Annotated in this window: 10 protein-coding genes; 7 read left to right on the top strand and 3 right to left on the bottom strand. The window is 72.8% G+C overall.

The annotated features are described in order from the left end of the window. Window positions 1-106 precede the first annotated feature (106 nt). The 3 genes from FB453_RS30820 to FB453_RS30810 form a co-directional block, all read right to left on the bottom strand. On the bottom strand, window positions 107-1567 hold the full coding sequence (locus tag FB453_RS30820; protein ID WP_145795847.1) for a P-loop NTPase family protein: 1461 nt from the start codon (window positions 1565-1567) through the stop codon (window positions 107-109). Further along, complete coding sequence (locus FB453_RS30815) at window positions 1564-3420, bottom strand: dynamin family protein (protein ID WP_145795922.1); 1857 nt, start codon at window positions 3418-3420, stop codon at window positions 1564-1566. The genes FB453_RS30820 and FB453_RS30815 overlap by 4 nt, the downstream gene beginning before the upstream one ends. Window positions 3421-3535: 115 nt before the next feature. After that, window positions 3536-4417, bottom strand: coding sequence for an IniB N-terminal domain-containing protein (locus tag FB453_RS30810; protein ID WP_145795845.1), 882 nt, complete (start codon window positions 4415-4417; stop codon window positions 3536-3538). Window positions 4418-4717: 300 nt separating this feature from the next. Here FB453_RS30810 and FB453_RS30805 point away from each other — a divergent pair, with 300 nt between their 5' ends. The 7 genes from FB453_RS30805 (at window position 4718) to FB453_RS30775 (ending at window position 14127) form a co-directional block, all read left to right on the top strand. Then, a complete protein-coding gene (locus tag FB453_RS30805) occupies window positions 4718-5977 on the top strand; it encodes an Hsp70 family protein (RefSeq protein WP_145795843.1) in 1260 nt (419 codons plus the stop codon). Between the two features lie 5 nt (window positions 5978-5982). After that, on the top strand, window positions 5983-8544 hold the full coding sequence (locus FB453_RS30800; RefSeq protein WP_222431439.1) for a LuxR C-terminal-related transcriptional regulator: 2562 nt from the start codon (window positions 5983-5985) through the stop codon (window positions 8542-8544). Continuing rightward, a complete protein-coding gene (locus tag FB453_RS30795; protein WP_145795840.1) occupies window positions 8541-10493 on the top strand; it encodes a nitrate- and nitrite sensing domain-containing protein in 1953 nt (650 codons plus the stop codon). Before FB453_RS30800 ends, FB453_RS30795 begins: the two co-directional genes overlap by 4 nt. Beyond that, complete coding sequence (locus tag FB453_RS30790; RefSeq protein ID WP_145795838.1) at window positions 10490-10939, top strand: roadblock/LC7 domain-containing protein; 450 nt, start codon at window positions 10490-10492, stop codon at window positions 10937-10939. Before FB453_RS30795 ends, FB453_RS30790 begins: the two co-directional genes overlap by 4 nt. Further along, window positions 10917-11297, top strand: coding sequence for a DUF742 domain-containing protein (locus FB453_RS30785; protein ID WP_091399588.1), 381 nt, complete (start codon window positions 10917-10919; stop codon window positions 11295-11297). Before FB453_RS30790 ends, FB453_RS30785 begins: the two co-directional genes overlap by 23 nt. Window positions 11298-11371: 74 nt before the next feature. Next, entirely contained in the window at window positions 11372-12109 is a 738-nt protein-coding gene (locus FB453_RS30780) for a cellulose binding domain-containing protein (protein ID WP_145795836.1), read from the top strand. A gap of 101 nt (window positions 12110-12210) precedes the next feature. Further along, on the top strand, window positions 12211-14127 hold the full coding sequence (locus FB453_RS30775) for a glycerophosphodiester phosphodiesterase family protein (RefSeq protein WP_145795834.1): 1917 nt from the start codon (window positions 12211-12213) through the stop codon (window positions 14125-14127).

Genomic DNA, 14127 nt, shown 5'->3' with positions numbered 1-14127 from the left:
CCGTGAGAGCGTTATCTCCGCAGGTCAGCGGCGACCGTGCGGAGTAAGATCGAATAACGGTTTTCGGGCCACCAACCACCGTTGTGCCAGCGGCGGTCGTCGGCGCTCAGCGCCCGCCTGCGGCCAGCTCGGCGATCATCCCCTCGCAACTGCGGACCACGACCTGAGCGCCGCGCCGCTGCGCCAGCGGAAGCAGAGGATCCTCCGCCCGGTCCCGCCACCGCCACTGTGCCTCGGAGGCGACCTCCCAGAGCTGCCGCACGTCGGCCTCATGCTCGACACCGAGCCGAGCCGCGAGGCCCACCCCGTCGCCGCCGACCAGCCGTTGCGCCTCGGCGGCCAACTCCGCGTCGAACCCCAGCCGGGTATTCCGCAGCGCCACCAGCAGGCGCAGCTCCCGGAACTCGTGCGCACCGGCGAGGATCTGCTCCACCGCACCGACCAGCTCGGTGGACCCCCGGGCGGGCTCGGCCCGCAGCAGCGCCTCCACCGCGGCCAGCGCGGACCGCGCCTTCAGGGCGTCGCGGCGATCGATGAAACAACGCGTCACCGACTCGCGCAGCTCGGTGAGACCGCTCCGCCGAATCAACTCCGCGGAGAGCTTCACCCGGCTGTCGAACCCGCTGCGCACCAGCGTGGCCGCCAGCCGGACACCGAAGACCCCGAACCGGCCCAGCAGCGCGGCGCGCACCTCGGTGTCCAGCCGTACTGGCAGCTCACCACGGAGGAAACGGTCGGCGGAGATGAGGTGCGCGTCCAGTTCGGCCCGGGGCACCTGAGCCAGGGCCGCGAGCGCGGCGAAATCCGATTCACCGAGCATCCGGCCGGCCAGGCCGATCATGCCGCTGCACGCCACGACGTTGACACTGAGCGCGTTCACCCTCGGGTCGCGGTAATGCCGACGAGCGAGCTGGCGGGCCGTGAGCAGACCGTCGATCCGGCCGCCGCCGGTCTCGTCCGCGCGGGACAACACCATGATCACGTTGACCGGAGCAGACTGTCCGACGGCACTGTCCCGTGCGGACTCCAGTACCCGCAGGTCACTGTCGCGACCGTCGCGGGTCAGGTACAGCACCGCGTCCGAGTCGCGCAGCACCCGCTCCAACACCGGCGCCCGGCCCTGCTCGACGCCGCCGGTGACCGCCGGGGTGTCGATCAGCGTGATCTGGCGCAGCGCCCGCGTCGGCCACCGCACCACGATGTCCCGCACCTCCCCCGCACCCCAGCCCAGATCCACCCGCAGCCCGGTCGCCGACTTCACCACTGCCAACTCCTGCGGTGGCTGCCCGACCGGGTAGGCGGTGGCACGCGGCGCGGCACCGTCCTCGTACCAGGTGAAGGCCCCGTCCGCCCGTTCGACCGGCGCGACCTCCTCGCCCATCAACGCGTTGAGCACCGTCGACTTACCCGATCGCCACGGGCCGACGATGGCGATCCGCAGCGGCTGCTCCAACCGGGCCACCTGTTGCCGAAGCTCAGCGACGGCCCGGGGATTGTCCTGGTACAGCTCGATGGCCTGGTGCAGCAACCCCCACGCCGCCTCGTCCAGGCGCACTCCCACCGTCATGCCTGCGGCTCCAGCAGCAGCGGAGCGGAACGGGCACCGGTCAACTGCTGAGCCTGCTCGTACACCGCCGCCAACCTGGTCATCTTCAAACGGATCTCGCGCTGCCGCTGCTCGCGCAGGGAGGCGTCGGTGTCGGCCTCCTGCTTCGCGCTGCGGAACGACTGCACGATGGCCTCCTGGAGTTCCTCGGTCAGCCCCGTGAAGTGGTCCCGCAGCATCCGCTGCACCTGCCGGGCGGCGTCGCGACAGTCTCGGATGATCCGGACGAAGAAGTCGTCGACATGCCGCTGGATGGCCGTCTTGACCGTCGCCTGCCGACGACGGAGCAACTGCTTGCTCTCGTCACGGATGCTCTTGCCGCCGAAGAGCGCCCCGATGCCGACCGAGACCGGATTGATCATCGGCATGCCTGCCAGCGTGGTCGCCAGACCGAACATCAGCATGCCGCCGTACGAGCCCTTCATGCCGGTGAACAGCTTCTGGCCGGTGGTGAACCGGTCGATCGTCGGCCGTTGCAGCTCGGGCAGTCGCTCGCCGATGTCGTCCGGCATCGTCATCGACCAGGGCGGCAGCACGTCGTATCCGTACCGGTCGAAGTTGGCGGCCACCCGCCGGGCGATCCAGTCACAGCGCTGGATCAGCCACTCGTGGTTCGCCTCCGCCGCCTCCACCAGGCTCCGCTCCAGCCAGTCCTGGAAGGTGTCCCAGGCGACCAGAGGGTCGGCGGTGTCGAACGCCTCGTCCACCGCGCGCAGGATCTGTCGGGTCCGGTCACGCAGGTCGTACTCGAGGTCGGCGAGCAGGTCGGTGATCTCGTCGGTCAACGTGTTCTGCCACCGGGTGGAGCACCGGCGCAGCTCGTCGACCTCGCGCTGCGCCGCGTGCAACCGGGAGATCGGCCCGGACTGCTCCTCGGCCTCCTGGGTCGCCAACTCGGCGCGCAGCGGCGCAGCCAACTGCTCCACCACCGTCCGGGCCACCGTCTGCACCGCCGCCCGGGCCAGGTGGTCGCCCTTGCCGGCCAGGTCGCGTTGCAGACGGGCGATCAGCGCGGGGAAACCCGACTCGGCGTTGAGCACACGGTCGTCGGCCGCGGCGGCGCGCAGTCGCAGCGCCGCCGAGACCGGGATCAGCGTCGCCGGAACGCCCGCCTCGGCCAGGTGCTGCCGGTTGCGCTCGGCGACCGTACGCCAGTCCGCCACCAGATCGGTCTTGCTCTGCACCACCACCACGTTCGGATGCGAACGCATGATGTGCAGCAGCATGTTCAGCTCGGCGACCGACAACTCCCGAGTGGAATCGGAGACCAGCAGCACGGTGTCCGCGCGGGCCGGCGCGGCGACCGGAGCGGCGGCGCCGATGCCGGTGACCTCGTCGGTGCCGGGAGTGTCCACCAGCACCAGCCCGGCACCGAGCAGGGCACGGGGCAGTCCGATCTCGACGTACGCCGGGCCGCCGCCCGGCCGACGTCCGACCAGGCCGGCCACGCCCGCCGCGACCTGGTTGAGCGCCACCGGGGTCCGCTCGACGGCCACCGCGTCGGCGGTGCCGGTGGGGTGCCCCGGCGCTGGTGGGGGCAACTGCGCCACCGCCGCGGTGGGGGCCTCGGCGTGCCGCACCACGGTCGGCAGGACTGTCGTCCGGCCGTCGCCGACCGGGCAGGCCGGAGCGTTGATGATCGCGTTGATCAGCTGACTCTTGCCCTGGTTCGGCTCACCGATGACCAGGACACGCAGCGTCGGGTCCAGCAGTTGCGCGCGCTTCTGCCGCACCGTCTGAAGTAGGTCACCGCGACCGTGTGCAGTGCACGTGCGAGCGATCTCGTCCAGCACGTCCAACCAGATCCCGGCCATCACCGCACCAAGTGTGCGGATTTCGGCTCAATTATCAAGAGGGACCGGATGTGGAACCGGGAAGGGCCGGATCGCCCGAGACGATCCGACCCTCCGCTCCGACCGGAGATCCGGGTCAGAGCAGACCGCCGGTGATACCCAGCAGCCCGTGATCGGACGAGGCGTGCGAGTCGCCGAGCACACCATCGGTGACCCCACCGGTCACGTCACCGACCGTGTCGGTGACACCGGGGAGGAGGCTGTCCACCTGGTGCGTCACGCCGCCCACAGTCGACGGCACGTCGAGCGGCGGGACCCCGCCGACGACACCGTCGCCGTGCCCGAGGCCCAGCCCGTTGAGGGTGTCGTCGACACCCAGCGAGCTGACGACCCCGCCAAGCTGACCGTGGGTGCCGGAGAGGACACCACCGGTCAGGTCGCCGCCGATCAGGTTCGAGTCAGTGACGCCGAGCAGACCGCTCGGGTCGCCGACGGTACCGGTCACGTCACCGAGCACCGGGTCCGCGATCGCGTCCACCGGCTGCACCACATCGGCGTCGAGGGTGTGCGCCACGTCGGAAACGCCGGCCAGGTCGGTGTCGAGGCCGGACGGGCCGACACCCAGACCGATGCCCGGCAGCACGGTGACCCCGGCGGCGGCGGTCGACGGGTCGACAGCGATGGCGCCGAGCACACCGGCCTTGACGTCCACGCCGCTTGGCGAGCTGGTGACGCTGATCTGCTGCGCCACGCTCTGCAACTGACCCACCACGTCGGTGGTGTCGGTGAGCAGCGGGTCCAGCCCGAGCTGCCCGACCGGCGAGGCCAACGGCGCGAGGCCCGCCCCCGGCGCGTAGTCGACGACCAGCGGCACGACGTCCTGCACGTCCGCGGCGGTGATGTCGGTGAGCCCGGCGCCCCGCAACGCGCCCTCGGGGTCGAGGTCGAAGGCCGACCGCGCGTCCGGGTTCGTCAGTAGGTCGAGCACGAAGTCGTGGAGCGTCTGCTGCGAGTCCATGTGCCGGTTCTCCTCGGATGTGGCATTGGCGGGTGTCGTACGTCGACAGTGACGACGCTATTGCGGGGGCCCGCCCTCGGGCATCGGGGCTGAGCCCGCATCCGGGCCGGTTGAACTAGGGGCACCGCCACCTCGTACGTTAGGGGGACAGGGGGAAACCGTCCCGGCGAGATTAGGGTCCCGACCAGGGACTGATCTCTGGTACGAACGTAGGAGCCCGCGGGGTTCGCCGGGGGTGGGTCGTCGGGCAGCCGACGCCATCGCCACCGACCGGCCGACTCACGGGGAGAGACAGAGACGATGCCGTACGTCCTGGGGATAGACATCGGAAGCAGCAACACGGCCGCCGCCGTCGCACGACGACGCGGCGCGACCTGGACCCGTCCCGAGGCCGTCCCGCTGAGCGCCGGCTCACCCCTCATGCCGTCGGTGTTGTGCCTGGAAGAGGACGGTTCGCTGCGCGTCGGCGAGCCGGTGACCGACGACGGCAGCCGCACCACCCGGGACTTCGTCCACCGGATCGGCGACGACGTGCCGGTGCTGCTCGGCGGCGAGCCGTGCGCGCCGCAGACGCTGACCGCCGAGCTGGCGGCGTGGGTGGTGGAGCGGGTCCACGCCCTGGAGGCTGAGGCGGCCGAGGCGATCGTGCTCAGCCACCCGGCGGGGTGGCGCCCCTACCGGCGGGAGGTGCTGCACCGGGCCCTGTCGGACCTCGGCCTACGGCACGTGACGTTGCTGCCCCGCACGGTCACCGTCGCCGAGAGCCATGCCGCTCGCGGGTTCGCGGGCAGCACGGCCGTCGTCTACGCCCTGGGGGGCAACAGTTTCGAGGCGGCTCTGGTGCGCCGCACCCCGCGCGGCACGTACGAGACGTTCGGCACCCCGCAGGGACTCGACTCGATCGGCGGCGCCGACTTCGACGAGGCGCTCGCCGAGCATGCTCGTACCGTGCTGGCCCGGGAGTTGGCCGCGACCGGGCGTCGCGGGGCCCAGGCCGCGCTGCGCGGGCTGCGCGCGGAGTGTGACCGGGTCAAGCGGGTGCTGACCGTCGACCTCACTGCCGACGTGGTGCTGACCCTGCCGAGCGGCCCGGCGCGGGTGCCGGTGACCCGGGCACAGTTCGAGGCCATGATCCGCCCGACGGTGCAGGCCACAGTCGACCTCCTGCTCCGGGCCGTGCGCAGTGCCGACCTGACTCCTTCGCAGCTCGACGGCGTCCTGTTGGCCGGCGGCTCCACCCGGGTCCCGCTCGTGACCGAGCTGATCGGCGCGGCCCTCCCGGTGCCCGTCGAGGTGGAGCCGGACGCACAGTTGACCGCCGCCACCGGAGCGGCGATGGCCGCCTGTCAGGTGGTGTCACCACGCCCCCGCCAGCCGCCGCCGGCCCGCGTTCCGGCCCCGGTCAGCGGTGCAGGGCGGGCCACCCTCCCGGCACCACGCCGAGCCCATCACACCGTTCCGGGCGAACCGCCACCGCGGCCCCCGGTCCGGGTCCTCCCACTGGAACTGCCGAAGCCGTCCCGCCTGGCGCTGGCCCGCGGTCGTGGACGCGAAGGATAACCTCGATGATCATGAATGACCTCGCCGCACCAGGGTTGACCCTGGACAAGGGGTTGCAGGCGCTACTGGACACTGTCGCGCAGGACCCGACCGGCCCGCTCGCCGTCGGCGTCGCCGGCCCGGCCGGTCACGGAAAGACCGCGCTTCTCGCCGAGTTGGAGCGCATTCACCAGCGCGCCGGCATCGCCGTCCGCACGGCCGCCCCGGAGCCGGATGAGCCGGTCGACCCCGACACGGTGGTGCTGGTCGACGACGCGCACCTGCTCGACGACGCGCGGACCGAAGCGCTGCTGCGTCTGGTCGCCGGCCGGCGACACCGGTTGGTGGTGGCCCACCGCCCGTGGCCCCGGTCAGCGGCGTTCAGTGAGCTGGTCGACGCCCTGCGACGCGACGGGCAGGCCGTGCTGCTCACGCCGTTCACCCGGGAGCAGACCGCCGCCCATCTCGCCGCCACACCCGAGCTGGGCCGCCCCGCCGACCTGGTCGACTTCGTCCACACGCAGACCGCCGGCGTACCCCGGGACGTGGAACGGCTGGCCCGCGGCCTGGCCGGCGCGGAGACCCGGACCGGCATGGTCGACCCACCACGGTCCGTCATCCTCGAATTCGGGCCGGACCTGGACGTCCAGCCCACCGCGGTACGACGACTGCTCCTCGCTGTCGCGGCCGGCGGGGCGCTACCGGTGAGCATGCTCGGCGCGCTGCTGGGCCGGGACCCGGCCGGAGTGGACGAACTGATCGCCACGGCCAGGGCTGCCGGGCTGCTCGGCGCGGACGGCCGGCTCGCACCGATCGTCAGGCGGGCCGTCGCGACACTCAGCCCCACCACCGAACGGACAGCGGTCTGGCGGCGGCTCACCGAGTTGCAACTCGCTCGGGGTGGCGCGGTACTGCCGCTGGTCCGCTCCCTGCTCGCGGTCGGCGCGCTCGGCGACTGCCCGGCCGCGACCCTGGCCGCCGCGGCGGACGAGGCGCTGGCCGACGAGCCGGCGTTCGCCGCCGAGCTGTTCGCGGCGGCCACGGCGGCCGGGCGGCCACCCAACGCGCGGCAGGCGCTCGCCGCCGCGCTCGCCGGTGACCTCGACGACGCGCTTCGGCTGGCGGACCGACTCCTGGCCACTGCCGCTCCCCCGGAGCGCTCCGAGGCGGCCGTGGTCGCCGCCACCGCCCTGGCCCACCGTGGTCACGTCGGTCGCAGCGTCGAGCTGTTCCGGTGGTCGGGCACCGCCTCGGCGGCGGCGTTCGCCATCGTCGGCGGGCTGGCCACCGGCGACCCGGCCGCCACCACCGAGGCACCGGCGGGCGACCCGGCGGGCGAACCCCCGACCCTGCACGCGAGCGCCGCCCGACTGATGGCCAACGGTGTACGGGAGAGCGTGACCGGCCCGCCGACCGCCGCGCTCTCCGCGCTCGTGCAGGCCGCCGCGCTGCTGGAACCGGACGGCCGGGCGGCGTTGCTGCCGGACAGCCCGGCGGCCCTCGCCGCGTTGACCGCGGTGCACTGCGGTGAGCTGGAGATCGCCGAGCGGGTGCTGCACCGCGCCCTGGCCGCCGGAGTCGGCGGCCCGCTGATGGCCCGCCGCCACCGGCTGTTGCAGGCCTGGATCCTGATGGTCCGTGGCGAGATCCACACCGCCGGCGAGCACCTCGCCACTGTGACGCTCGACGGGCGGCCACTGGAGTCACGCGACCAGCTCTTCGCCGCCGCGATCCGGATGGGCATCGGCCGGCGCAACAGTGACCTCGGGGCGCTCAAGCGGGGTTGGGGGCAGGCGCTGGAGGCCATGGTGCGGCACCCCGTCGACCTGTTCACAGTGCTGCCGTTGGGTGAGCTGGCCATCGCGGGCGCGCGGCTGGGTGACCTGGCCCGGCTGGAGCCGTACCTGCATCAGGCGCGTGCGCTGCTCGACCGCCTCGGCAACCCACCACTGTGGAGTGTGCCGCTGCACTGGAGCGCGCTGCACGCCGCCATCCTGACCGGCGAGCCGACGATCGCCGACGAACACGTCGCGGCGTTGCTCGCCGCCGCTGGCCACAGCCGGTACGCGGCCGTGGTCGCCGCCGCCGCGGAGAGCTGGGTGGAGGTGCTCCGAGGGGTCGTCGACCCGACCCGGGTGGAGGCCGCCGCCCGAGGACTGCACGACACCGGGTTGTGCTGGGACGGCGCCCGCCTCGCCGGGCAGGCCGCCATCCGCACCGCGGACCGACGGGCGATGACCACCCTGCTGGAGTGCGCCCGAGCGTTGCAGGGGCGGCCTTCCGGTGGGCAGAGCGGGCAGACACCGACGACCGGTGCGAGCACGGCACGGGTCGCCGGCCCCACCCAGCACGGTCTCAGCGACCGCGAGTACGAGGTCGCCGAGCTGGTGCTGGCCGGACTGACCTACCGGGAGATCGGCGATCGGCTCTTCATCTCGGCCAAGACCGTCGAACACCACGTGGCGCGGATGCGCAACCGGCTCAACTGCGCCAACCGCACCGAACTGCTGGCGCTGCTGCGCACCCTCGTCGCCGACCGGGCCAGCGACACCGCCGGGCAACCGTGGCCGCAGCGGGCGACCCGATGACCCGCAACGACGTTCGGCTGATCCGGACCAGGCTGGCCGTGCTGGCCGCCGTGCTGATCACGCTCTGGTCGTACGCGGCCTACGTGTCCAGCCAGGACGCGGTCGACCTGCTGCGCGTCCGGGCGCTGGCGGACACGCTGGGCCAGCCCATCGACCGCCTGATTCTGAGCCTGCAGACGGAACGCCGGATCACCGCCGAGACGATCGCCGGGGCGGGGCAGACGACCCCGGCGCTGGTCGGGGCCCGCGAAGGTACCGACCGGGCCGCCGCCGAGATCCGCGAGTTCACCAAAGGCCGCGACCTCCGGTTGCTCAGCGCCGGCACGGTCCGCGACCGGGCCGGCGAGCTGGTCCGGCGGCTCGACGGCCTGGGCACGACCCGAGCCCAGGTGGACACCGGCCGGCTCGACCAGGGCCCGGCAGTCGACGGGTACGACGAGGTCATCGACGTCGCCTTCCGGGTGTACGGCCCGGAGTGGGGCGCGTACGAGAGCGGGTTGGCCGCCGACACCCGCGCGGTGATCGCGCTGGCCCGTGCCCGGGAGTTGCTCGCCCGGGAAGACACAGTGGTCAGCGCGGCCCTGACCGGCGCACGGCCCGGCGCCGACGAGCGGCGCCGGCTGACCGCACTGGTCAGCATCCAGCGGTACGCGCGCACCGACGCCGCAGCCGGGCTTCCGCAAGACGGCCAGGACGAGCATCAGCGCCTCGCGGCCGGCCCCGAGTTCGCGGCTCTGCTTGCCCTGGAGGACCGGCTGCTGCTCCAGTCGGGCACCGCCAACGCCCTGACCGGTCTCACCATCCAGGGCTGGCGGGCCGCTGCGGACGCCGCCCTCGGCGCGTTGCAGACACTGGTGACGGACACCGCCCGCAGCAGCGTCGAGCGGGCCACCCCCGGTGCCGCAGCGCTCATCGCGCGTACCGGAGCCGTCGTGGGGCTCGGCCTCATCGTCGTGCTCGTGCTCCTGCTGAGCTGGGCGGGCACCGTCCGACGCCTGACCGACGAGCTGACCACTACCGACGCCGACCTTCCGGCTCCGGTGCCGGACACGCCGGCCCCAGCCCAGGAACCGGCGACGCCGGTGGGTGACGCCGAGCGGGAGCTGTTCCTGGGGCTGACCCGACGAAACCAGGTCCTGCTGCGCGACCAGCTCAGCCTGCTGGACGGGATGCAACGTCGGGAACGGTCCACCGAGGAAACCGGCGAACTGTTCCAACTCGACCACCTCACCACCCGGGTCCGCCGCAACGTGGAGAAACTGATCACCCTGGCCGGCGCGACACCCGCCCGCCGCTGGCGACGCCCGGTGCCACTGCTCGACGTGGCGCGCGGCGCGGTCGCCGAGGTGCCGGACTACCACCGGGTCCTGATCGCGCCGCACTGGCCGTGGTCGCTCGCGGGGCCGGCCGTCACGGACGTCATCCACCTGCTGGCGGAGCTGATTGAGAACGCCCTGGCCTTCTCCGGGGCGGACACCACCGTCCGGGTCAGCGGCGAACAGCGACCGCAGGGGTGTGCCGTCCTCGTCGTCGACGACGGGCCCGGCCTGGACGCCGCCGCGCTGGCCGAGGCGAACCACCTGCTCGGCAATCCCCCACCGGACGGCCCGCCCGCGGGCCTCGCCGGCTGGTACGCCGTCGCTGTACTGGCCGGCCGCTGGGGCGCCCACGTCTCGCTACACCCCAGCCGGCGCGGCGGGACGGCCGCCATCGTGCTCCTACCCTCCCGGCTGATCACGGTCACCGACACCGGCCGCGCACCGACAGACGCACCACCCGACAGCCCGTACCCACCGGCCCGCACCGGCGCCGACCTGACCGACCCCAACGGCGACGGCGCGCTGCCGACGCGGGTCCGCCACAACGGGCCGACCGGCCCGGAACACGGCAGGACCAGCCTCGACACGGTTGAGTTGCCGGTCGCCAGAACAGCAAGGAGACAACAATGACGTCTGCAGTGGTCACCGAGGACGGCCTGACCGACGCCCTGAACGACCTGGTCGACCGGGTGCACGGTGCGGAGTTCGCCGTGGTGCTCTCACCGGACGGGCTGCCGCTCGGCGGCTCGCGGCGGGTGGGGGCGAAGCTGGCCGAGCAGATTTCCGGCGTGGTCGCTGGACTGATCGCGTTGGGGCTGGCCGCCACCCGGACCTGTGACGCGGGTCGGCTGCGCCAGGTAGTGGTGCAGATGTCGCGAGCGTTCCTGTTCATCGCCACCATCCCGAACGGGACCATCCTCACCGTGCGGATCGCCGGTGACGACGTCGAGGTCGGTGACATGGCGTACGAGGTGGCGCTCTTCGTGGGGCAGGCCGAGCAGCACCTGCCGATCACCCTGGGCCCGGCCTCCTCGGTGACGATCGGGGACACTGGTGCACACCAGCGGCACCACTGACGAGGCGTGGTACGACGACGACGCGGGCCCCGTCGCCCGGCCCTACACGATGACCGGAGGGCGCACCGCGCCCGCACGCGGCCAGTTCGACCTGATCTCGCTGGTCGTCGCCCGGAGGGGGGTCACGCCTCCCACACCGCTCTTCCCCGAACAGGCGCGGATCGTCGAGCTGTGTCACCATCCAGTGTCGGTGGCCGAGGTGGGCGCCGAGTTGGATCTTCCGCTGGGGACGGTCCGGGTGCTGCTCGGTGACCTGCTCGCGGCCGGGCTGATCGAGACGCACGAACCGCCGATGCTGTCGGAGCTGCCGACCGAGGATCTGCTCGAGGCGATACTCGTCGGGCTTCGCGGGTTGTGACCGGGCAGCTGACACCCGCGACCCGGGCGGATCGTGGGCGCGCACCTGGCGACGAACTGAAGGAGAGACTGGCAGTGCCGGCAACACCACCCCAGCCACGCCGTACCGTGGCGATCATCCTGCTGGATCGGGTCGTGGCCATCGTCACGGCCGCACGGCGGGTGCTCACCGGTCGGGAGGACGTCTCGCGGGCCACCTGGGTGGCCGTCGTCGCGGCGCTCGGGGTGCTGATCGCGACGGTCGTGTCCGTCGTCGGGGTGCTGCGTACGCCGGAGAAGCTGACGCCGGTGACCCTCGACCCGCCGCCGTCGGTCGAGCAGGTGGGCGCGTCGCCGTCCGGTACCCCCCACGCGCAGGCGCGACCGGCGGTCACCAGCCCCGCGGTGCCCGCTCCCCCGCCCGCCACGGCCTCCTCGACCCCACCGGCCGTCACGTCTTCGACCAGGCCCACGCCGACCGGCGCGACCACCGAACCCACCCCGGCGGCCCTGGGCGCGGACTTCGCCATCACGGACAACGCCCTGCTCAGCTACGGCGCGACAGTGACGATCAGTAATCCGGGCTCTATCCCGGCCCCGGGGTGGACGCTGGTCGTCACCCTGCCCCGGGAGTCGCTGGGGATCAGCGGGGTCGAGGGGGCGCAGGCCAGCCGGGACGGTGCGGTGTGGACGTTCGTGCCGGACCCGAACACTCCTCAGGTGCCCGGCAGCGCCTCGGTCCGGGTGACGTTCCGGGTCAACGGATCGTTGACCGGATCCGCCCCCAAGGCGTGCACGATCGACGGGGTCCCCTGCTCCGGCCTGCCGAACTGACCAATCCGGGACGCCCCGATCGAGCGCGGTACACCCGGCGTTCCGGCGGCAGCCATGCTTGATTGATCATCAGTTCGGGCGCGCTTCGTACCGTCGCGGCCATGACTGTCCTACCCGCATCACCGCCGCCTCGCCGCGCCGGGTCACGCCTCGGCGCCCTGGGTACCCGGGCCGCCGCCTCCGTCGCCGCTCTCGCCGTCACCGGCGCTGCCGTCGCGGTCGCCGTCGCGACCTCGTCGCCCGCCACCGCCGAGCCGGGCAGCGTCGTCGTCTCGGAGAACTTCTCGGCCGGGTCGCTGCCCGCCGGTTGGCACGCGGTCGACGGCACCTGGAGGGTCGAGAACGGCCGACTGTACGGAACCTCCGCCAGCTCCAGCGAGAACAACAAGATCACCTTCGGCCGGCACCTGAACGACTTCCGCCTCGAGGCGACCATGCGCTTCGAGGCGGTCTCGGCCGCCACCCGCTGGGCCTCGCTCGGCATCGACGTCCCCGCCAGCGGCGCAACCCCCTGGTGGATCGCCACCATGCGCAGCGGCACCACCGCCGCCAACGGGCTCGAATTCGCCCAGCGGACCACTGCCAACGCCTGGGTCGTGACGAACACCGCCTCCGCCCCGTCCGCCGCCGGCACCGGCCGGGACGTGCGCGTCGCCGTCGAGGTGCACGGCAACCAGCCCCGCTGGATCTACGACGGGCGGGAGGCGATGCGGACCAGCAGCCTCCAGCGTTCCGCTGACGGCGTCCAGGGGCTCTTCGTCAACGGCGCGACCGTGTCGTACGACGACGTCACCGTCACCGAGCTGGCCCCGAACGGCTACCTCCGCCCCGAGGGCAGCCCGTTCACAGTGATCGCCCACCGGGGCGCGTCCGCCGCCGCACCGGAGAACACCCTCGTCGCCCAGGAGATCGCCCGCAAGGGCGGCGCCGACTGGATCGAGAACGACGTCCAGCCGAGCAAGGACGGCATCCCGTTCATTTTGCACGACGGCACCGTCGACCGGACCACCGACGGCACCGGCAACATCCGGGACCTGACCGCCGCGCAGATCAAGGCCCTCGACGCCGGCTCCTGGTTCGGCCCGCAGTACGTCGGCGAGCGGGTGCCCACCCTCGCGGAGCAGCTCGCCGATCTGCGGACCCGGGGTGGCAACCTGCTCGTGGAGATCAAGGGCAGGCACACCCGCGACGAGGTCGCCACGATCATCCAGGTGATCCGGGACGAGCAGATGATGGGCCGGGTCTTCATCCAGAGTTTCGAGGTCGACGCCCTGAAGTACACCTACGAGCTCGCCCCCGAGCTACCGCTCGGCCTGCTCCGCAGCACCCTGGACGCCGACCCCGTGGCGATCGCGAAGGAGCTGCACCTGACCGCGTACAACCCGGACGGCAACGCGCTGTTGGCCAAGCCGGAGGTCGTCGCCCCGCTGCACGCCGCCGGGGTCGCCGTGATGGCCTGGACGATGGACTCCGCCGGACTGTGGCAGCGGCTGGAGCGGATCGGCACCGACGCGATCATCACCAACCGCGCGGCGGAGCTGGTCGGCTGGAACTCGGCGTTCGTCCAGCGGGCCTCCGCCGACCCGACCGTGCAGATCACCTCGCCGGTCAACGGGGCTCGGCTGGACCGGGCGCAGTCCCCGGTGATCGCGGTCGCCGCGACCAACGCGGACACGGTCACCGTGACGCTGGACGGTAAGAGGTCGGCCGCCGGGCGCAAGCTCGACCTGGCCAGGCTGACCGCCGGCCGGCACACCATCACCACCGAGGCGACCGGGCCCGAGGGCACCGCCACCGCGACCAGCACCTTCACCGTGACGGTGAGCCAGGCCGGCCTCGGCTACCTGATCCTCACCTCGGGCGCGGACCCGGCCGCCGTCACCGCGATGACCACCAAGCTGGCCCACGCCCAGTACGCCGAGCTGGCCACCTACGCCGACCGGCAGGCCGGCAAGCTGGTGCCGGCGGAGTTCGCCAGCGTCATCGCCGGCGACGCCCGGACCCTCGCGCTGAAGTAG

The organism is Micromonospora sp. CNZ322 (assembly GCF_007827755.1).
The sequence above is the reverse complement of the archived record's forward strand: the minus strand, read 5'-3'. Positions and strand labels throughout refer to the sequence as shown.

Excerpts from the sequence above, each read along its gene's own strand:
- FB453_RS30820 (WP_145795847.1), bottom strand. The coding sequence starts at position 1,567 with ATGACGGTGGGAGTGCGCCTGGACGAGGCGGCGTGGGGGTTGCTGCAC.
- FB453_RS30800 (WP_222431439.1), top strand. The coding sequence starts at position 5,983 with ATGATCATGAATGACCTCGCCGCACCAGGGTTGACCCTGGACAAGGGG.
- FB453_RS30805 (WP_145795843.1), top strand. The coding sequence starts at position 4,718 with ATGCCGTACGTCCTGGGGATAGACATCGGAAGCAGCAACACGGCCGCC.
- FB453_RS30810 (WP_145795845.1), bottom strand. The coding sequence starts at position 4,417 with ATGGACTCGCAGCAGACGCTCCACGACTTCGTGCTCGACCTACTGACG.
- FB453_RS30790 (WP_145795838.1), top strand. The coding sequence starts at position 10,490 with ATGACGTCTGCAGTGGTCACCGAGGACGGCCTGACCGACGCCCTGAAC.
- FB453_RS30775 (WP_145795834.1), top strand. The coding sequence starts at position 12,211 with ATGACTGTCCTACCCGCATCACCGCCGCCTCGCCGCGCCGGGTCACGC.
- FB453_RS30815 (WP_145795922.1), bottom strand. The coding sequence starts at position 3,420 with ATGGCCGGGATCTGGTTGGACGTGCTGGACGAGATCGCTCGCACGTGC.
- FB453_RS30795 (WP_145795840.1), top strand. The coding sequence starts at position 8,541 with ATGACCCGCAACGACGTTCGGCTGATCCGGACCAGGCTGGCCGTGCTG.